Below are 19,430 nucleotides of genomic sequence, written 5' to 3' on the forward strand. Positions count from 1 at the left end.
GCTACCGCACGCCGGTCGAGGTCGAAGCGTCCTACGATCAATCCCAGACGAGAACCCTCGTCACCACATAAGCGCGGAACGAAACCCAGGGCGCTTCACTTCAACCGCACCATGAAGGAAGAGTGGCTCTACGTACGCGCCTACGCCAGCGACGGTGAGCGCACCGCCGCGCTGGCGGCATTCCTGAACACCTACAACCATGACCGTCCGCACAGCAGCCTGGGCAACAAGCCACCGGCCAGCCGGGTTCCGATCACGTCGTACCGGGTCCAGCCTCAGCCGAAGATGCTCGACGTTCCTCAGATCGAGGGCCTCGGGCACGAGCCCACCCTGTTCGACCTCCTGTAAACAACCTCATGAAGTGGAACATCTAGGACGGGCAGCCAGTCGGCTTCGAAGGCGTCGCGCAATGAGGCGCCGGGCCTCTGCTTCGAGGCGCGACGCATGATCCGTTTGAAGTTCCCGAGATGCTCTTGGGGTACGCCGAGTCGGTGCAAGGCTGGCGGGTTGAGCTGGGCCATGCGTCGAAGCATGTTGTTCTCGTCGACGTCGCGTAAGGCGACGAAGTCCCACAGGATGCTGACCGAAGGGGCGAGGAGGTTCACCTGGTCCGAGTAAAGCAGTGCGCTACGCGCGAGCCGCAGTTCGGTCGATGGACAACCCTGCTGCTGTCGTCTGGGTCCATCTGGGGTGCAACCGCGATGGTTGGCCGCAGTCCGGCGGGTCTCGGAGTGTGACGTCCCCTGCGGGATGCTCGGCGAGATTGCTTTCCCATGCGTTCTCCTCGGTTGTCGACGTGCGCTGATCGTCCCACTCGAGGACCTTGGCGCGCGGTGTTCCGCCCCGGTTGCGTAGCTGTTCGCGACCTAACCGGCTGTCCGAGCTCGGGCCTGGCCGAGACCAATCAACATCGACATCGTGAGGTTTACGGAATGGCAGTCATTCGCGACAATCGCCTCTTATCTTCTCTCTCACGAATCATCGCCACCCAGCATGGTTGTTCCGACCTACATGGCAAGGTTTCTTGAGAACCCACACTGTGTTGTTATCGCTCATAAAAGACTGCCGTTTTCTCACGTGTCGATCGCTTCGGCACGATCCTTCCCCCACGGACCCGACCGTGGTCGAGACTGGCCCGATGAAGGCGCCCCCGAATGACCACCGGACGCGGGTTCTCGTCGTTGACGACGAAAAGGCCCTGGCCGGCATGATCGCCAATTACCTCGATCGCGCAGGGCATCGGGTGCGCGTGGAACACACCGGCACCGACGCCGTCTCGGCCGCGCGCGACTGGGTGCCCGATGTCATCGTTCTCGATCTCGGGCTGCCCGGCCTGGACGGCGTCGAGGTATGTCGTCGGGTGCGCACCTTCTCGGACTGCATGGTCTTGATGGTCACCGCTCGGGACGACGAGACCGACACCCTGATCGGCCTCTCGGTGGGCGCCGACGACTACATGACCAAGCCTTTCAGCGTCCGCGAACTGGTCGCACGAGTGGGTGTGCTCCTGCGTCGTCCGCGCGGTGCATCCACACAAGTCGCGGCAACGCTGCGACTGGGCGACCTCACCGTCGACACTCACGCGCGCGAGGTACGCCTCGCCGACTCGCAGATCCAACTCACTCGCACCGAATTTGACTTGCTCGCAACGTTCTTGGGCCAACCACGACGTGCGTTCGACCGCCGAGCGCTCATCGAAGCCATCTGGGGCATGGACTGGGTGGGCGATGAGCACCTCGTCGACACCCACATCGCGCACCTGCGTCGAAAGCTGGGCGACGACGCGTCCAATCCACGCTTCATCGAAACGGTGCGCGGCGTCGGTTACCGAGCGGGCAGCGGATCATGAGGACTGTCGGCAGCCGATCTCGAAGCCTGGTGACCTGGCTGCTGATCGCTCAGGCCGTTGTCCTGTGTGTCACTGCGGTCGTCGCCACGGTGGCCGCCGCGGTGATCGGCCCGCCCCTGTTCCATGAACATCTGCATCTCGCCGGATCCGACACCTCGGGGTCCACCTTCGACCACGTCGAGGAGGCATTCCGGTCCGCGGGGCTCCTCACCTTGGGGGCCGCACTCCTCGCAGCCATCGCTGCCGCCGGCCTGGTCACCGTCGTCCTCGGCCGACGACTGACCGGCCCACTGCAGGACCTCGCCTCAGCCGCCACGCGTGTCGCGGACGGCCACTACGGGGCAACGGTCGCGCAGCCGACCCGCCTGAGCGAGCTTGCTGCGGTCGGCACAGCGTTCAATCGAATGTCGGCCCAGCTCGCCAGCACCGAGCAGGTGCGCCAGCAGATGCTCTCCGATCTCGGCCACGAGTTACGCACACCGCTCGCCACGATTCAGGTCTACCTCGACGCGGCCGACGACGACGTGACGAGCGGTCACGAACTCACGGCCGTGCTGCGCGAACAGGTGACCCGTCTCGACCGGCTCACGAGAGATATCAACGCAATCTCGCGGGCGGACGAATCTGCGATCACCCTCGAACGCAACCCGATCGACGTCGCCGAGCTGCTCGCTTCGGTCACTGGCCCTCGCCAAGAACACCTCAGAGCGCGCGGCCTCACGCTGGACGTGTCCGCGCCGTCCGGGACGACGCTACGCGGCGATCGCCTGCGCCTGCAGCAGGTGCTGACGAACCTGCTCGACAACGCGGAGCGACACACGGCGGACGGCGGACGAATCCGGGTCACCGTCCGACCCGAGCCCCAGGCAGTGTCGATCGAGGTGGCCGACGACGGCGACGGCATCGGCGAGGAGCACCTGGCGCACGTTTTCGAACGGTTCTACCGCACCGACACCGCGCGCGACCGAGACCACGGAGGCGCGGGCATCGGCCTCGCGATCTGTCGTTCGGTGGTGCTCGCGCACGGCGGGTCGATCACGGCGCACAGCAACGGGTTCGGCACGGGCGCACGCTTTCGGATCACCCTGCCAACTCCATGAAAGCTCCATAGAACCTCGACCCGCACGTCAGATCGGTGGACGAGTATTGTTGGTATGAAAAACCTTTCGACGATCACCCTCGCCGGCGCCGCCGTGCTCGTACTCACGCTCACAGCATGCGGAAGCGACGACAGCAGCCACTCCGCGGGGCACGGATCGATGACGTCCTCGGCCGCGTCACCGGCGACTGCAGCCGGCAGGCAAGGTGACATCAGGTTCGCGCAGCAGATGATCCCGCACCACCGCCAGGCGGTGCAGATGGCCGACATGGCGCTCAACCGGCAGGGCGTCTCGGCCGACGTCACCCGCCTCGCGGCCGCCATCAAGAAGGCACAGGATCCCGAGATCAACACGATGACCGGGTGGCTGAAGTCGTGGGGCGCGACCGTGCCGACCGGCGGCGATCACTCGGGCCACGACATGAGCAGCATGAGCGGCACGGGCGACATGACCGGAATGATGTCGCAGCAGGAGATGGACATGCTCGGCAAGGCGACAGGCCCGGCGTTCGACCGGATGTGGCTGACGATGATGGTCAAGCACCACCAAGGCGCGGTCACGATGTCGTCTGACGTCAAGAAGACCACCGACAACCCGGAGGTCAGCAGCCTTGCCGACTCGATCATCAAGGCTCAGAACGCCGAGATCCGCACGATGCAGGACTTGCTGAAGACCCCCGCGGACTGAGCTCTTGCGGATGAATCCGACCAGCAGGCAACCACCTTCGTGACCTAGGCAGCCAGTCGCGCCTTGCGCTTGTCGTAGGCCCAGCCCGGCCCGCGCAGCAGGTACGACCAGCGGTCGGCCCAGTTGTCGGCGGAGCTGACATCGGCGAACATGTCGGCCCACTCGTGACCGGCGATGCGCAGCGGGTTGAAGGTGTCGATGTTGGTGGTGAGTCCGTAGACGGGCTGCGCGTTCTCGGCCTCGAAGGTGCCGAACAGCTTGTCCCAGACGATGAGGATGCTGCCGTGGTTGCGGTCGAGGTATTCGCTGTTGGTGAAGCGTCCCGGGTTTCGTGCCGCTCCTATGCGGGTGCCAACTCTCGGTTGAGGTTGGCGTAGTAGGCGGTCTCGTACTCGGCCGGGGTGGTCATGGCCAGAGACGAGTGGAGCCTTCGGTTGTTGTACCACTCGACCCATCCGGCGGTGGCGTACTCGACGTCGGCGATGGTCTTGTACGGGCTGTCGTGGAAGATCGTGGTGGTGATGCACTCGGTCTTGTACAGGCCGATGACGCACTCCATGAGTGCGTTGTCGTACGCGTCCGCGACGGTGCCGATCGATGCGGCGATGCCCTCGGCGGCCAGGTGCTCGGCGAAGCGCAGGCTGGTGTACTGCGACCCGGCATCGCTATGTGCGATCAGCTCGCCGGGTTGGACGGGGTGCCCGGCTCGGTCGCGTTCCCACAGCGCGATCCGCAGCGGTGTCAGGACCAGCGGTGTCGTCTTGCTCGTCGCGGCGTGCCAGGCCACGACCTTCTGGGAGTAGCAGTCCAGGACGAACGCGACGTACACGAAACCCGCCCACGTGCGTACGTAGGTGAAGTCCGCGACCCACTTCGTGTTCGGCGCTGCCGCGGTGAAGTCCCGGTTGAGCAGGTCACCAGCCCGATGCCCGTCCTGGGCCGGGATCGTGGTGCGTACCGGACGGCCGCGGCGTACCCCGTTCATCCCCGCGACGCGCATGAGCCGATCCACGCGACCGGCGCCGACCTGGTGACCTTGCCTACGTAGCCAGGCGGTCATCTTGCGACGCCCGTACAGCCCTTCCGGGGTACCGACGAGGTCGTGCAGGACGTTGAGCAGGACCGCGTCGGACGTGTCACGGGCCGATGCGCTGCGGTGGCGCCAGGCCCGGTAGGTGCGTGCGGCGATCTGGCAGCCCTCCTGGCGGAGCACCCTGCAGACCGACTCGACCGCGTGCCCCTCGGCGCGCATCTGATCGATGAAACCCATGATCATCGGTTGCGGGGGTCGAGCTCCCCCGCGAAGAAAATCGAGGCCTTGCGTAGGAGCTCGTTGTCCTCGCGCAACCGCTTGACCTCGCTGCGCAGACGACGCAGCTCGGCCAGGTCGTCGCTGGTCGGCCCGTCCTTCAGGCCGGCGTCGACGCGGTGTTGCGAGACCCAGCGGCGCAAGGTTTCACGACCCACGTCGACCTTCGGTGACACCAACGCGACGGCCTTGGTGACGGACCCGGCTTCCTCGACGCGGTCCAGGACCATCCGCACCGCGCGGTCCTTCACCTCGGGATCGAACTTCTTCGGCATGAACAACATCCTCTCGAACTCGAAAGGAAGCGGCATCACACCCGGGACGCTTCATCGGAAAGGGGTTCGGCAGGATCGGCGGTGGATCGGCAACGCTCAGCAGTCATCGCTCCATGGTGAGGCAACCACGGGCCGGACTGCCACTGGCTCGATGGAGCCCCCAAGGTTTCGTGCAGCACCGCGGGCCGGATTCGGTGGTCGCCTCGATCCCGGAAAGAGCGGTGCTGCTCACTGCGAAATCCTCTCCCCGCCGACGCCGCCAGCGCGAAGACATCACAGCCAGCGGGCCCGGGACCTGCCGGTGTCGAGGACGGCTTCTCGATGATGCTGCAGTGACGGATCGGTTGAAGTGCATCGGCGGTGTGGGAGCAGTGATCAGCGTGGGGCCGATCGATTCCGTTCGGACAGGTGATGCATCGACTGCCCAGCGGCAGGTGCGGTACTGATGCGAGGGTACCCGGTGCAGGGGTGTCAAGGCCCAGCTCCGAAGACGGCAAGCTGGGCACGTGAAAGGCGAATTATGGCCCGCCGTAACCCGAGCGGGAAGGCATGTGTGGCACGAGGCGCCGAAGACGGGTCGGGCGTTTACTGCAGAGATAAATATGCTTATCCTGGTACGGTCCGCGACATTTCGAGGGGGAGGAAGGGAGGTCAGGGCTGCTGATGTGCCCCGACTGTTCCGCGATTTCTCTTCCTAACTTTCCGTCCACTCCTGACCCAGGTGCCCGGCAACCCCGGGTGCAGACCACCGTCCACGTCGGATCGTCACCACGAACAGGAAACGATGAGCATGTCCCATCCCTCCCATCTTCCACCCACTGCTTCGGCTCATTACCAGGTCCTGCGTACAGTGCCCTCCTATGACCAGGCTCAGCGCCTTGTCGATCGACTCTCCGACGCCGGGTTCCCGGTTGAGCACGTGCGCTTGGTCGGCACCGATCTGCGCCTGGTTGAGCAGGTCACCGGGCGGATGACCTACGGCAAGGCCGCCCTGTACGGGGCCGCCTCCGGGGCCTGGCTGGGATTGCTCGTTGGCTTGCTGTTGGGTCTTTTCACGGTTGTGGGGTGGCTGTCGGTAATCCTGTGGGCGGTGCTCCTGGGCGCGGTGTGGGGGCTGATCTTCGGGTTGCTGGGCCACGCGGCCACCGGCGGGCGCCGGGACTTCAGTAGCGTCCAGGGCCTGGAGGCGTCCTCCTACGAGATCCTCGTGGAGGCCGAGTACGTCGAGGCGGCCGCGGCCAAGCTCGACGCCAGCCGTCCCACGACTTGACCGCCAAAGGCCCGGGCCCGGACCGGGTGCTGGCCCACGCCCGAGTAAGTGCTGAGGGCCGTGGCCCTCTGCGCTCCCCCGACACTCTCCGCTGGGGCGGATTCAGGAGCGGATCTCGCCGGAAGCAGGGACGTCGGCGTGCCTGTCACCACCAACCGGGAGCCTGCTCGGCTCTGCCGAGCGTGATCCCCGCAGTTGCCTGCAGTGGACCCCGACAGCTTCGTCCCCAAGACCCTCTGTCAGGGGCATCCCAGGTAATCACCGATCAACGCCTGTAGCTCGACGAGCTCGGCATCGAGACCTTCCTGCGCTACCGCGACGGCGAGAACGTCTACCTCGCGCCCGACGGCACCCGCTCGCTCTACACCGGCGACATGTGCCCGGCTGCCGAGGACGTACAGGCCGAGATCGAGCGCATCCAGACCGTCCTCGACGACCTCGCCGCCGAGATCGGCGCCACCGAGTCCTGGACGCACCCCAAGGCGCGTGAACTCGACACGATCTCCTTCCACCACTGGCTGCGCGAGCAGTCCGACAACGAAGAGGCGTGCCGCAACATCGGCATCTTCATCGCTGGCGGCATGCTGACGAAGCCCGCGCACGCCTTCTCCGCGCTGCAGGCCGTGCTGATGGCCGCGTCTGCCGGACCGTTCTCGAACCTCGTCGACGACACGTTCATCCTCGACCGCCGCGTCGTCGGTGGCATGCAGTCCGTCTCCCGGACGATGGCCCGCGAACTCGGCGACGACGTGGTCAAGCTCAACGAACCGGTGCGCTTCATCACCTGGAACGACGAGGGCGCCACCGTGAAGAGCGACGGGCTCGAGGTGACGGCGAAGGACGTCATCCTCGCCGTGCCGCCGAACCTGTACTCGCGCATCAGCTACGAGCCACCGATGCCGCGCCTGCAGCACCAGATGCACCAGCACACCTCGCTCGGCCTCGTCATCAAGGTGCACGCCGTCTACGAGACGCCCTTCTGGCGTGAGGAAGGCCTGTCGGGCACCGGCTTCGGCGCCGAGGAGCTGTGCCAGGAGGTCTACGACAACACCAACCACAACGACGAGCGCGGCACCCTCGTCTCGTTCGTCACCGATGAGAAGGCCGACGAGATGTTCCGCCTCTCGACCGAAGATCGCAAGGCTCGCATCCTCGAGTCGATCTCGCACTACCTCGGCGAGAAAGCCCTCGAGCCCGTCGTCTACTACGAATCGGACTTCGCCTCCGAGGAGTGGACGCGTGGCGCCTACGCCGCCAGGTACGACCTCGGCGGCCTGCACCGCTACGGCCCCTACCAGCACGACCCGGTCGGTCCGATGCGCTTCGCGTGCTCCGACATCGCCGCCGAGGGCTACCAGCACGTCGACGGTGCGGTGCGCATGGGCGCCCGCGTCGCCGAGCAGATTCTCGAACGATGAGTTGGCACCATAGATGACGTGAACACGCCCTCGAACGACCGACGCTTCCTCGTCGCCTGGGGCGGCGACGCCGCGTCACGGGACGCTCTCGCTCTCGGCACCGACCTGGCAACGACGTTCCGAACCGGTCTCGACGCGCTCTACGTCCTGCACGAGGAGTCGGCTGTGTCGATCCAGCACCCGGGGCAGGCGCGCTTCCGTGACGAAGTCGAAGCCCAGGCTCGCGCCCAGCTCGACAAGGCGCTCGCGAAGCTGCCGGCCGACATCGACGTCCGCGCTCACGTGCGACGTTCTGCGTCGGTGCCACGCGCCGTGCTCGATGCCGCCGGCGAGCTGAATGCGCGGGCGCTCGTCATCGGGTCGGGCTCGCGGTCCAAGGGCGCGATCCTCGCCAACCCTGTGGCCACTGCCATCCTGCACTCGGCACCCGTGCCGGTGGCGATGACTCCGCGCGGCTACCGCAAGGGTGAGCGAGGTCCGCTCCAGGAACTCGTGGCTGCCGTGGGGCTGCGCGCCGGCGCCCAGCAGGTGGTGCACGAGGCCGTGACGGCGGCCGCGATCACCGGTCTCCCGCTGCGCCTCATCACGCTCGTCGATCAGGGCAAGCGTGACGAGCAGTTGGCCTCGCAGATGCTGTCGGGCGCGCTCGCCCAGCTCGATGCCGTGCGGGACGAGGTGGGCGGCGACGTCGACGTCACGACCGAGGTCGGCGGTGGCGGCAACCTGCGCAAGGCGGTCGCAGCCATCGACTGGAACCCGCACAGCGTGCTCCTCGTCGGCTCGTCACGCCTGGCGCAGGGCCGCCAGACGTTCCTCGGGACGACGGCCACGAGGATGCTCGAGCACCTGCCGGTTCCGATGATCGTCGTGCCCCGGCCGAACTAGGCAACGCCGACGGGTGGGCGCCCCTCACGACCGATTCCCGCGGTGGTGAGGGGCGCTCACGTGTTCTATTGCGCATGCGGGCGCGAACATAGCTGAGGCACAGGAACGAGCCAGGTACGCCATGGCTACCCCCGGTTGTCTGGTCACCATCACCCCAGGCACGTTCCGAGGAGCACCCCATGCGCACCACCACGATCGTCGGCATCACCGCACTCACCACGGCAGCGCTTGCCGCCCCGGCCGCCGTCGTGGCGCGCGACAACCCCGGTGATCTCCTGCCGGTGACGCGCATCGCGGGCTCGTCGGGAACCAGCTTCCTTCCCGACAGCTCCAGCGCTGGCAACGGCTGGAACGGCGACGACGGAGCGTCCGGTACGAGCGCCAGCTCGACGAGCGGCACGTCCACGACCGCTACCGAGGCCCAGCAGCGAGGCGTCGTCATGATCGACACCGTGACGACGAACGGCGAAGGCGCCGGCAGCGGCATGGTGCTGCGCTCTGACGGCACCGTCCTGACGAACTACCACGTCGTGGAGGGCTCCACCCAGATCCGCGTCACGGTGCCCGGCGGGCAGAAGTACACAGCCGAGGTGGTCGGACATGACGCGTCACACGACATCGCCGTGCTCAAGCTCAAGGGCGCAAGCAACCTGGCCACCGTCCGACTCGACACCGACGGCGTGAAGGTCTCCGAGAAGGTACTCGCCGTCGGCCAGGGCGGTGGCGAGGGCGTGCTGTACGCCGCGAGCGGACTCGTCACCGCCACCGACCGCTCGATCACGGCGAGCGATTCGACGGCGCTCGACTCCTCCGAGGAACTGACCGACCTCATCCAGACGAGCGCACCCATCGTCGGCGGCTATTCGGGTGGCCCGCTCTTCGACGCGGACGGCGAAGTCATTGGCATCGACACCGCCGCTGCCTCCAGCAACTCCCTCACCGCCTACGGCAACGGAAGCTCACGCAGCGCCGAGGGCTATGCCATCCCGATCACGCAGGCGAAGTCGCTGGCCGACACCATCCTGGCCGGAACGAAGACGGCGACGAACCACATCGGCACCCGAGCCGCTCTGGGTATCGCCGTCGTGCCGAGCAGCTCGAGCCGCGGCGGGATGGCGCCCTATGGCGGGTCGAGCGGGGTCACGGTTCAGAACGTCCAAAGTGGGTCGGCCATGGCATCCACGGGCCTGGCGGCCGGCGACGTCATCACAGCCTTGGACGGTACGACCATCTCCGACACCGGCGATCTGGCCGATGTCATGGACGGCCACTACCCCGGCGACTCCATGAAGGTGACGTGGACCGACACCTCCGGCGCGACCCGCACGGCAACCGTCACGTTGCAGAAGGCGACGACGAACTGAGGGCCCGGGAGAAGCAGGCGGGCCGTTTCGACGGTGACCCCGCGCTCAGCAGCGAGGCATGGGAACCCCCGTCGATCCAGTACCGTTGTGCCATCGACCGTTCCCCCACCGTGAGGCATTCTCGATCATCATGGGCCCAGCCCTTTCCCTTCTCGCCGGCATCGTGATCGTTCTGATCATCACCGCGTTCACCGGCTGGTTCGTCGCCCAGGAATTCGCGTTCATGGCCGTCGACCGTTCCCGCACCGCAGCACGAGCCAAGGGCGGCGACGACAAAGCCGCCAAGACGCTCCAGGTCACCCGCAGCACCTCATTCATGTTGAGCGGCGCGCAGCTCGGCATCACCGTCACCGGTCTTGTCGTCGGTTACGTCGCCGAACCGCTCATCGGTGGCGCGATCCGCGACATGGGTTCGGCAGCCGGCATCTCGAAGGCGTTCGCCGCCGTCGTCGGTGCCGTCGTCGCGCTCCTGTTGTCGACCATCATCCAGATGGTGCTCGGCGAGTTGTTCCCCAAGAACTACGCCATCGCACGCCCGGAGCAGGTCTCCGACCGCCTCGCCGGTTCGACGCTCGCGTATCTGCGCGTCTTCAAGCCGCTCATCTGGCTCTTCGACCGCGCGTCCGAGGCTCTGCTCAAGCTCCTGCGCATCGAGCCCGTGCACGACGTCGAGCACTCGGCGACCCTGCGCGACCTCAAGCACATCGTCGGCGAGTCCCGCGGCTCCGAGCTGACCGAGGAACTGTCCGACATGATCGACCGCGCCCTCGAGTTCCCCCAGCGCCCCGCCGGTCACGCAATGATCCCGCGTGCCCGCGTCGACGTCGTCCAGGCCGACACCCCCGTCCACGAGATCCGACAGCTCATGGAGGGCGGCCACACGCGCTACCCCGTGCTCGACAACGACGACGTCGTCGGAGTCGTCGAACTCCTCGACGTGCTCACGCTCCCGTCGGATGACGAGCGCGAGGTCAGCGAGATCATGCGACCCGCGTTCCTCATCTCATCGTTCACCGTGCTCCCCGAGGCGCTCGCGGCCATGCGAGCCGAGCGCCGCACCCTCGCCATCGTCGTCGACGAGTTCGGTGGCTTCGCCGGCGTGCTGTCGACCGAGGACCTCGCCGAGGAGATCGTCGGCGAGATCGAGGACGAGCACGACCCCGACGACCTCACGGCCATCGTCGAGGACGAGACCGGTGACGACGACGCGTGGATCTGCCCCGGCGGCACGCCCACCGACGAGGTCGAGCGTTCGCTCGACATCCTCATGCCGCCCGGCGACTTCGAAACCGTCGGCGGCGTGGCCATGGCCTACAACGGCGGCTTCGTCGAGGACGGCGTCACCGTCGAGGTTCCGCTGCCCGTCGACCCGGGCGAGTACGCCTCCGACGACGCGCCGCCTGAGCGTTTCCTCGTCATCCAGGTCATCGACACCGAGAACCGCGTGCCGCACACGGTGCGCCTCACCCTCGAAGCACGCCACGAGACGGAAGGTGACGACGCATGAGCACCACCGCCCTCATCCTCATCAGCGTCGCGATCGTGGCGCTCAGCGCCTTCTTCGTGGCCGTCGAGTTCTCGCTCATCGCAGCGAAGCGCCACCGCTTCGAAGAACTCGCCGCCACCTCCCGCAGCGCCCGCGCCGCTCTACGCAGTTCGGGTGACCTGACGCTGTTGCTCGCCGGCTCCCAGCTCGGCATCACCCTGTGCACCCTGGCACTCGGTGCCCTGTCGAAGCCGGCCGTGCACCACGCACTGACGCCGCTCCTCGCTGACCTCGGCCTGCCCAGCACTGTGGCCGACGTCCTCGCGTTCGTGCTTGCCCTGTTCATCGTGACGTTCATCCACCTCGTCGTCGGCGAGATGATGCCGAAGTCGTGGGCCATTGCTCACCCGGAGCGTTCCGCGATGCTCCTCGCGCTGCCCATGCGCGGCTTCATGCTCTTCACGCGTCCGCTGCTCGTCGTCCTCAACGGCGCCGCCAACTGGCTTCTGCGCCGCATGGGCGTCGAGCCGGCCGACGAGGTCGCCGCGGCCCAGGACCCGGAGGGCCTGGAGCAGCTCGTCGAGCACTCGACGGAGACCGGCACACTCGACCCGGTCTCGAGCAGGCACATCAGGGGTGCTCTGTCGCTGCGGGAGATGACGCTTTCCGATCTCGTACGACCCGACCACGCCATTACCGCGGTCTCGAAGGACGCCACCGCGGCGGACGTCTGGCACACCGCCCAGAAGGCGGGACACTTGCGTGTCCTCATCGGTTCGAACGGTCATTACGAAGGTGCGGTTCACGTCCGAGACACCGTCTCGCGCGAACCGTCGGCACCGATCGCCGACCTCGTCCACCCCACGGCGACGTTCGACGAGAGCACGCCGGTGACGAAGGCGATGCATGCCATGCGCGAAGGCCGCCAGCACCTCGCCCAGGTCACCCGCGAGGGCTCCTTCGTCGGCGTTGTCACGCTCTCCGACACCTTGCGCGGTCTGTTTCCCGCAGAGGCGGGCACCCGCGCTGAGCCTGCGACGAGCGACGTACCGTTGGACTCATGAACGCCTCCCCTCGCGCTGTCGACCTGACGATCACCGGCCACGTCCAAGGCGTCTCGTTCCGCGCCTACACGGCCGACCGAGCCCGCGAACTGGGCCTCGTCGGCTGGGTGGAGAACCTCGACGACGGCTCGGTGCACGTGCGTGCCCAAGGTGACCCCGACGCCGTCGAGAGCCTCGTCGACTGGTGCCACGACGGTCCGTCCGTCGCACGTGTCGACGACGTCGAGGTGCGCGATGTGGCGCCCGAGTCCGTCGACGACTTCTCCGTGCGGCGCTGATCGCCCCGTCGATGAAGTGCGTCTACTTCGACCGGCATCTGTGCCGCTCGTGCACCCTGCTCGAAACTCCCTACGCGGAGCAGCTTCGCGATAAGCAGGCTCGGGTCGCCGAGACGCTGGCCACGCGGGTCGCCGATGGTGTCTGGCTACCCGCGCGGGCATCGGCCGAGACGCGGTTCCGATCCAAGGCGAAGCTCGCCGTCGGCGGCACCCTGCAAGCGCCGACACTCGGCATCACGGACGCAGATGGAACCGGGGTCGACCTGCGTGAGTGCGGTATTCAGGACGAAGCCATCTGGGACGTCGTGCCCGATCTCGCAGGCTTCGTCACGTGTGCCGGGCTGCGCCCCTACGACGTCACACGTCGCGAGGGTGCCCTCAAGTTCGTTCTCGTCACCGCGAACACCGACGGCGAACTCATGGTGCGCTTCGTCCTGCGTAGCGAGGACGACGTACCGCGTCTACGCGAGGCGTTGCCCGCTCTCCTCGAGCGCCTCCCCCAGGTGCGCGCCGTCTCGGCGAACATCCATCCCGAGCACAAGGCCGTGGTCGAGGGCGACCTCGAGATCCCACTGACGCCGGAGCAGACCCTGCGTCTGCCGGTGGGCGACGTCACGCTGCACCTGCGTCATCGCAGCTTCCTCCAGACGAACACCGACGTCGCCGGCGACCTGTACCGACAGGCCGCCGCCTGGGCGGACGCGGTGCACGCGCTCAACGTCCTCGACCTGTACTGCGGGGTCGGCGGGTTCGCACTCCACCTCGCCGGCGAGCACCGGAGGGTGCACGGCGTCGAGATCGAACCCACCGCGGTGGAGAGCGCGCGCCTGGCTGCGTCGGAGCGAAGCACCGCAGGGGATGTCACGTTCGAGGTCGGTGATGCGAGCGTGCTCGACGTGCCTGCGGAAGACTCCGCCGACCTCGTCGTCGTCAACCCACCACGACGGGGTATCGGCGAGCACCTGGCTCGTACGCTCGACGGCAGCGGCGCGCACACCGTCATCTATTCGAGCTGCAACCCGACGACGCTCGCGGCCGATCTGGAACACCTCGCCTCCTTCGATGTCACCGCCGCGCGCCTGTTCGACATGTTCCCGCACACCCACCACGCCGAGGTGGCCGTGCTCCTGCGCCGTCGCCTCTGAATGCGGTCGACCGCATAACCATTCGGACACAAGCTCCTGCGCCCCGAACCGCTGCGCCGATTCAGGGATCGCCAAGAATAGATTGAGGGGTCTTTCACCCACGTCACACCTGGGAGCCCTGAGTGCCCGAGAACTTGCCCGCTGACGCCCGCGACGCGTCAGCACCCTCCGCGCCTTCGACCTCGACGCCGAAGAAGGATCGCAGCCACTGGCTGTACATCGCCGTCATCATCGCCGTGATCGGCGGCATCATCTTTGGTCTCGTCGCTCCCGACGCGGCCAAGGAGTGGAAGCCTGTCGGCGAGATGTTCGTCGATCTCATCAAGATGATGATTTCGCCGGTCATCTTCTGCACCATCGTCCTGGGTATCGGCTCGGTGCGGAAGGCTGCCACCGTCGGTAAGGCCGGCGGTCTGGCCCTCGCGTACTTCCTCACGATGTCGACCTTCGCACTGGCCATCGGCCTCGTCGTCGGCAACATCATCCAGCCGGGACACGGGCTCAAGATCACCCCCGGTTCGGCTGACAAGTACGTCGAAAAGGCGTCGGAGTCCGACCACGGCCTCCTCGGGTTCATCGCCGACATCATCCCGACAACTCTGTTCTCCCCTCTCACCGGCGACAGCGTCCTGCAGACCCTGTTCGTCGCCCTGCTCGTCGGCTTCGCCATCCAGAAGATGGGCGCCGACGCCGAGCCGGTGCTGCGCGGTATCACCTACCTGCAGAAGATCGTCTTCCGCGTGCTGACGATGGTTCTGTGGCTCGCCCCGATCGGTGCATTCGGCGCCATGGCTGCGGTCGTCGGAGAATCCGGAGCCAAGGCCGTCGGTGAAATGCTCAAGCTGATGTTCGGGTTCTACATCACCTGTGCTCTCTTCATCTTCGTCATCCTCGGCGCACTGCTGTGGCTCGTTGCTCGCGTCAACATCTTCAAGCTGCTCAAGTACCTCGCCCGCGAGTTCCTCCTCATTGTCGCGACGTCGTCGTCCGAGTCGGCCCTGCCGAACCTCATGGCGAAGATGGAGCACGCCGGCGTCGACCGCTCCACGGTGGGCATCGTCGTACCGACCGGCTACTCGTTCAACCTCGACGGCACGGCCATCTACCTCACGATGGCGTCACTCTTCATTGCCGACGCCATGAACATGCCGATGTCGATGGGTGAGCAGATCGGTCTGCTCCTGTTCATGATCGTGGCGTCCAAGGGGGCCGCAGGTGTTACCGGTGCGGGCCTCGCGACCCTTGCCGGCGGCCTGCACGCGCACAAGCCCGAACTCGTTGACGGCGTCGGCGTCATCGTCGGTATCGACCGCTTCATGTCCGAGGCTCGCGCGCTGACGAACTTCGCGGGCAACTCCGTCGCCACGGTTCTCGTCGGCACGTGGACCAAGTCCATCGACCGCGAGCGCCTCAACATCGTCCTGGACGGCAAGGAGCCGTTCGACTACTCGACGATGGAGGATCACGGCAGCGAGGCTTCAGCGCGTCACTGATCGGTTCTCCCCGGTTTCGATGCGATCCCGTCACCCGCGAAGGGTGGCGGGATCGCATCGTTATGGAACCTATATGCGCACCGCGGGTGTCGACGACGTGGGCCACGCCACACCGCCCGTAGGGTCGCGGGATACCCCTACTCCCCCGACGACGTCCGAAAGGCGGCCACGTGTCGAGCCCAGTCGCACCACAGAACGAGGAGGTGGCGGGCGAACAGCTCTCCCGCGGCCTCAGCAATCGCCACATCCAACTGATCGCCATCGGCGGAACGATCGGCACCGGCCTCTTCATGGGCTCCGGCCGCACAATCAGTGCCGCCGGCCCGTCGGTCATCCTCGTCTACGGGATCATCGGCTTCTTCCTGTACTTCGTCCTGCGCGCCATGGGCGAACTGTTGCTGAGCAACCTCGAGTACAAGTCGTTCGCGGACTTCGCCGGTGACATCCTCGGCCCGTGGGCCGCGTACTTCACGGGGTGGACGTACTGGTTCTGCTGGATCGCCACCGCGATCGCCGATGTCGTCGCCATCGCAAGTTACGTCGCGTTCTGGTGGCCTGATCTCCCCCTGTGGATTCCCGGCCTGGCGCTTATCTTCCTTCTCCTGGCGCTGAACCTGCCCTCGGTGAAGTCCTTCGGTGAGCTCGAGTTCTGGTTCGCCCTCATCAAGATCGTCGCCATCGTGGCGCTCATCATCATCGGCCTGTACATGGTGTTCACCGGCTTCTCCTCCGGCGGTTCCAAGGCCGCGTTCTCGAACCTGTGGGACCACGGCGGCTTCTTCCCCAAGGGCTTCATGGGCTTCGCGGCCGGCTTCCAGATCGCCGTGTTCGCGTTCGTCGGTGTCGAGCTCGTCGGCACGGCAGCCGCCGAGACGAAGGACCCGCACCGCAACCTCCCCCGCGCGGTGAACTCGGTGCCGATCCGCATGCTGCTGTTCTACATCGGCGCCCTCTTCGTGCTGATGTCGGTTCGTCCGTGGACGGAGTTCAAGGCGGGCGAGTCGCCCTTCGTCAAGATGTTCGCGCTCGCCGGTCTCGCGGCAGCCGCGGGTGTCGTCAACTTCGTCGTCCTCACCTCGGCGGCGTCCTCGGCCAACTCGGGCATCTACTCGACGTCGCGCATGATCTACGGCCTCAGCCGTCAGGGGGACGCACCCCGGGCGTTCTCGAGCCTGTCACGCAACAAGGTTCCGGTCGCGGCGCTCCTGTTCAGCTGTGTGTTCCTGCTCATCGGCATTCCGCTGCTCTACGCCGGTGGCGGTGTTGCCGAGGCCTTCGACATGATCACCACCGTGTCGGCGATCTGCTTCATGTTCGTCTGGACGATCATCCTGCTCAGCTACATCACCTACCGCCGCCGTCGTCCTCACCTGCACAAGGAGAGCACCTTCAAGATGCCCGGCGGCATCGGCATGTGTGTGGCCACGATGGTGTTCTTCGTCTTCGTCCTGTGGACCCTGACGACGCAGGAGAGCACCCTCACGGCGCTGCTGTGGACGCCCCTGTGGTTCGTCCTCATCGGGATCGGTTACCTCTTCGTGCGCAACACGCCGGAACACCGCGTCCTGCGTGGCCAACACGCCGACAAGGTCGTGGCCGAGAAGCGGGCAGCAGCAGCACACCGCTGACCTCTTTCTGCTCGGACCGACGACGGCCGTCCGCTCACTTCGGTGGCGGGCGGTCGTCGTCGTATCGCGAGCGCTGAATCGCCGTCCTCTGTCCACAGGTGTGACGGCCGTTCGGGGCTGTGGACGGCCCCCGGCACGCTCGGTGCGTTTCGGCGCACGCTGAAGGCATGACGATCAATCCAGCCCACGCCCCCATCACCTCCCGATCGACGCTCACGGCGTTCTGGCAGAACGTGCTCGGTGCCAGCCGGCCACAGGGGCGCAGCCTCTGGCTCGCCTTCCACGACGAGAACGGCCGCGTCCACAAGGCACTCACCCAGATCGACGGCCTCGCCCTACGTCCCGACGCGGACGCCGTCGCCAACCTCGCGCTCGTCGTGAGTTCGATCGCTGAGGAGTCGCCGGACATCACCGGAGCGCTCGTCCTGCTCGAACGCGGAGGAACGAGCGGAGCCTCGCCCTTCGAGGAATCCTGGGCCGACGCCCTCACGCTCGCCCTGGAGGGGTACCTGCGCTGGCCGGTCATGGTCGCGGCACCCGGCAAGCTGGCGGAGGTGCCGCTCTGGACGAGCGCGGCGTGATTCCTGCTTCCCCGTGATCCTGTCGGCACGAACGCCAGGCGTGTCCACGGCGTGAAACGATGGCCTCATGAAATTCTCAGAGAACGTCGCCGACCTTGTGGGCAACACCCCGCTCGTCAAGCTCGGCCCGGTAGCACGTGAGGCGGGCGTCGAATGCACCGTCCTCGCGAAGGTCGAGTACTTCAACCCCGGAGGCTCGGTCAAGGACCGCATCGCCCTCAAGATGATCGAGGCCGCAGAGGCCTCGGGCGAGCTCAAGCCCGGTGGCACCATCGTCGAGCCGACGTCCGGCAACACCGGTGTCGGCCTCGCGCTCGTCGCTCAGCGCAAGGGCTACCGCTGCATCTTCGTCTGCCCCGACAAGGTGGCCAAGGACAAGATGGACGTTCTGCGTGCGTACGGCGCCGAGGTGGTCGTGACGCCCACGTCGGTGGCTCCCGATCACCCGGATTCGTACTACTCGGTCTCCGACCGCATCGTCGCGGAGACGCCGGGCGCGTGGAAGCCGAACCAGTTCTTCAACGAGTTCGGCCCTCAGTCGCACTACGAGAGCACGGGCCCGGAGATCTGGCGTGACACCGAGGGCAAGGTGACGCATTTCGTCGCCGGCGCGGGTACCGGCGGCACGATCACCGGCACGGGTCGCTACCTCAAGGAGATCAGCGCCGACCGTCCGGAGAGCGAAGGCGGGCGCGTCCGCATCATCGGTGCCGACCCCGAGGGATCGATTTACTCGGGCGGCAGCGGACGCCCGTACCTCGTCGAAGGTGTCGGCGAGGACATGTGGCCGGGCGCGTACGACCCGTCTGTTCCCGACGACGTCATCGCCATCAACGACCAGGACGCCTTCACGATGACGCGAGCTCTCGCCGAGAAGGAAGGTCTTCTCGTCGGTGGCTCGAGCGGCATGGCCGTCGTCGGTGCTCTGCGTGTGGCGAAGGACCTGCCGGCCGACGCCGTCGTCGTCGTCCTGCTGCCCGACTCGGGCCGCGGCTACATGTCGAAGATCTTCAGCGACGAGTGGATGAACTCCTACGGCTTCGTCACCGGCGGCGACGAGAAGACCGTGGGCGAGGTGCTGCGCCAGAAGTCGGGAGACCTCCCCGACCTTGTGCACACGCACCCCACGGAGACGATCCGCGACGCGATCGACATCATGCGCGAGTACGGCGTGAGCCAGCTGCCCGTCGTGGCTGCCGAGCCGCCGCTCATGCTCGGCGAGGTCCGCGGCGCCGTCAGCGAGCGCACGCTCATGGATCTGCTTTTCGCCGGAAAGGCGCAGTTGGCCGACTCCGTGGTCGATCACCTCAGCGAAGGTCTGCCCCTCGTGGGCCGGGGCGAACCGCTCTCGGCCGCCCGTGAGGCGCTGCAGGAGGAGGACGCTCTCCTCGTCGTCGAAGGTGGCCGTCCCGTCGGCGTCCTGACGCGCTTCGACCTGCTCGAGGCCCTCGCCAAGTAGGTCCCCGAGATGTGACGAAGGCCCCGCAGCCGACGGCGGGTTCTAGCAGTCCTCGCAACACCCAGACTTTTTGGGAGTTGCGAGGACTGTGTCGGTTGGCGGGGTGAAGGCAGCGTTCTTGGCTGCGATGGATGCCCAT

The 19,430-nt window shown here is 66.6% G+C and carries 17 protein-coding genes, 1 pseudogene and 1 other annotated feature; of the genes and pseudogenes, 16 read left to right on the forward strand and 2 right to left on the reverse strand.

Features of this window, described 5'->3' with window-relative positions; translation table 11 throughout:
* Positions 1-36 precede the first annotated feature (36 nt).
* From D1832_RS15975 to D1832_RS14530, 4 genes are all read left to right on the forward strand, one after another.
* Positions 37-348 (forward strand): integrase core domain-containing protein, encoded by a 312-nt coding sequence (locus D1832_RS15975; protein ID WP_118915084.1) that lies wholly within the window; start codon positions 37-39, stop codon positions 346-348.
* A 790-nt stretch (positions 349-1,138) separates the two neighbouring features.
* Positions 1,139-1,849: a response regulator transcription factor gene (locus D1832_RS14520; protein WP_118915085.1), complete on the forward strand. Its 711-nt coding sequence runs from the start codon at positions 1,139-1,141 to the stop codon at positions 1,847-1,849.
* Positions 1,850-1,938: 89 nt separating this feature from the next.
* On the forward strand, positions 1,939-2,949 hold the full coding sequence (locus D1832_RS14525) for a HAMP domain-containing sensor histidine kinase (protein ID WP_182434818.1): 1,011 nt from the start codon (positions 1,939-1,941) through the stop codon (positions 2,947-2,949).
* A 54-nt stretch (positions 2,950-3,003) separates the two neighbouring features.
* Positions 3,004-3,636: a DUF305 domain-containing protein gene (locus D1832_RS14530; protein WP_118915089.1), complete on the forward strand. Its 633-nt coding sequence runs from the start codon at positions 3,004-3,006 to the stop codon at positions 3,634-3,636.
* A gap of 44 nt (positions 3,637-3,680) precedes the next feature.
* On the opposite strand, the gene D1832_RS15190 is transcribed toward D1832_RS14530, so the two are convergent.
* Both D1832_RS15190 and D1832_RS14535 read right to left on the reverse strand, forming a co-directional pair.
* Positions 3,681-4,082 (reverse strand): sterol desaturase family protein, encoded by a 402-nt coding sequence (locus D1832_RS15190; RefSeq protein WP_147362737.1) that lies wholly within the window; start codon positions 4,080-4,082, stop codon positions 3,681-3,683.
* A protein-coding gene (locus tag D1832_RS14535) for an IS3 family transposase (protein WP_118915108.1) occupies positions 3,977-5,220 on the reverse strand; the annotation gives its coding sequence in 2 pieces (ribosomal slippage) (positions 3,977-4,947 and positions 4,947-5,220; 1,245 coding nt in all). The genes D1832_RS15190 and D1832_RS14535 overlap by 106 nt, the downstream gene beginning before the upstream one ends.
* Positions 4,817-4,951: a sequence feature (AL1L pseudoknot), on the reverse strand. It overlaps the preceding gene by 135 nt.
* A gap of 850 nt (positions 5,221-6,070) precedes the next feature.
* Between D1832_RS14535 and D1832_RS14545 the strand changes: the two genes are divergently transcribed.
* The 12 genes and pseudogenes from D1832_RS14545 (at position 6,071) to D1832_RS14600 (ending at position 19,291) form a co-directional block, all read left to right on the forward strand.
* Complete coding sequence (locus D1832_RS14545) at positions 6,071-6,490, forward strand: YflT domain-containing protein (protein WP_241511035.1); 420 nt, start codon at positions 6,071-6,073, stop codon at positions 6,488-6,490.
* A 278-nt stretch (positions 6,491-6,768) separates the two neighbouring features.
* Positions 6,769-7,908, forward strand: a pseudogene (locus D1832_RS14550) (flavin monoamine oxidase family protein); the annotation flags it as partial.
* Positions 7,909-7,926: 18 nt separating this feature from the next.
* Complete coding sequence (locus tag D1832_RS14555; protein WP_118915093.1) at positions 7,927-8,793, forward strand: universal stress protein; 867 nt, start codon at positions 7,927-7,929, stop codon at positions 8,791-8,793.
* A 179-nt stretch (positions 8,794-8,972) separates the two neighbouring features.
* On the forward strand, positions 8,973-10,157 hold the full coding sequence (locus D1832_RS14560) for a S1C family serine protease (RefSeq protein WP_052946978.1): 1,185 nt from the start codon (positions 8,973-8,975) through the stop codon (positions 10,155-10,157).
* A gap of 163 nt (positions 10,158-10,320) precedes the next feature.
* Positions 10,321-11,664 (forward strand): hemolysin family protein, encoded by a 1,344-nt coding sequence (locus D1832_RS14565; RefSeq protein ID WP_241511036.1) that lies wholly within the window; start codon positions 10,321-10,323, stop codon positions 11,662-11,664.
* Entirely contained in the window at positions 11,661-12,707 is a 1,047-nt protein-coding gene (locus D1832_RS14570) for a hemolysin family protein (RefSeq protein WP_118915097.1), read from the forward strand. The genes D1832_RS14565 and D1832_RS14570 overlap by 4 nt, the downstream gene beginning before the upstream one ends.
* Entirely contained in the window at positions 12,704-12,985 is a 282-nt protein-coding gene (locus D1832_RS14575; RefSeq protein ID WP_118915099.1) for an acylphosphatase, read from the forward strand. The genes D1832_RS14570 and D1832_RS14575 overlap by 4 nt, the downstream gene beginning before the upstream one ends.
* Before the next feature lie 11 nt (positions 12,986-12,996).
* On the forward strand, positions 12,997-14,130 hold the full coding sequence (locus tag D1832_RS14580) for a methyltransferase domain-containing protein (RefSeq protein ID WP_118915101.1): 1,134 nt from the start codon (positions 12,997-12,999) through the stop codon (positions 14,128-14,130).
* A gap of 122 nt (positions 14,131-14,252) precedes the next feature.
* Positions 14,253-15,623, forward strand: a complete 1,371-nt coding sequence (locus D1832_RS14585; protein ID WP_118915102.1) for a cation:dicarboxylate symporter family transporter — start codon at positions 14,253-14,255, stop codon at positions 15,621-15,623.
* A 170-nt stretch (positions 15,624-15,793) separates the two neighbouring features.
* Entirely contained in the window at positions 15,794-17,251 is a 1,458-nt protein-coding gene (locus D1832_RS14590) for an amino acid permease (RefSeq protein WP_118915104.1), read from the forward strand.
* A 167-nt stretch (positions 17,252-17,418) separates the two neighbouring features.
* Positions 17,419-17,832 carry a hypothetical protein gene (locus tag D1832_RS14595; RefSeq protein WP_118915106.1) on the forward strand — a complete coding sequence of 138 codons (414 nt, stop codon included), beginning with the start codon at positions 17,419-17,421 and terminating at the stop codon, positions 17,830-17,832.
* Between the two features lie 67 nt (positions 17,833-17,899).
* Positions 17,900-19,291 (forward strand): cystathionine beta-synthase, encoded by a 1,392-nt coding sequence (locus tag D1832_RS14600; RefSeq protein WP_047311622.1) that lies wholly within the window; start codon positions 17,900-17,902, stop codon positions 19,289-19,291.
* The last annotated feature ends 139 nt before the right edge of the window (positions 19,292-19,430 follow it).

The organism is Dermacoccus abyssi, from assembly GCF_003515945.1.
GTDB lineage: Bacteria > Actinomycetota > Actinomycetes > Actinomycetales > Dermatophilaceae > Dermacoccus > Dermacoccus abyssi.

Coding starts and splice junctions, on each gene's coding strand:
- D1832_RS14600 (WP_047311622.1), top strand. CDS start 17,900: ATGAAATTCTCAGAGAACGTCGCCGACCTTGTGGGCAACACCCCGCTC.
- D1832_RS14530 (WP_118915089.1), top strand. CDS start 3,004: ATGAAAAACCTTTCGACGATCACCCTCGCCGGCGCCGCCGTGCTCGTA.
- D1832_RS14595 (WP_118915106.1), top strand. CDS start 17,419: ATGACGATCAATCCAGCCCACGCCCCCATCACCTCCCGATCGACGCTC.
- D1832_RS14560 (WP_052946978.1), top strand. CDS start 8,973: ATGCGCACCACCACGATCGTCGGCATCACCGCACTCACCACGGCAGCG.
- D1832_RS14575 (WP_118915099.1), top strand. CDS start 12,704: ATGAACGCCTCCCCTCGCGCTGTCGACCTGACGATCACCGGCCACGTC.
- D1832_RS14580 (WP_118915101.1), top strand. CDS start 12,997: ATGAAGTGCGTCTACTTCGACCGGCATCTGTGCCGCTCGTGCACCCTG.
- D1832_RS14570 (WP_118915097.1), top strand. CDS start 11,661: ATGAGCACCACCGCCCTCATCCTCATCAGCGTCGCGATCGTGGCGCTC.
- D1832_RS14520 (WP_118915085.1), top strand. CDS start 1,139: ATGAAGGCGCCCCCGAATGACCACCGGACGCGGGTTCTCGTCGTTGAC.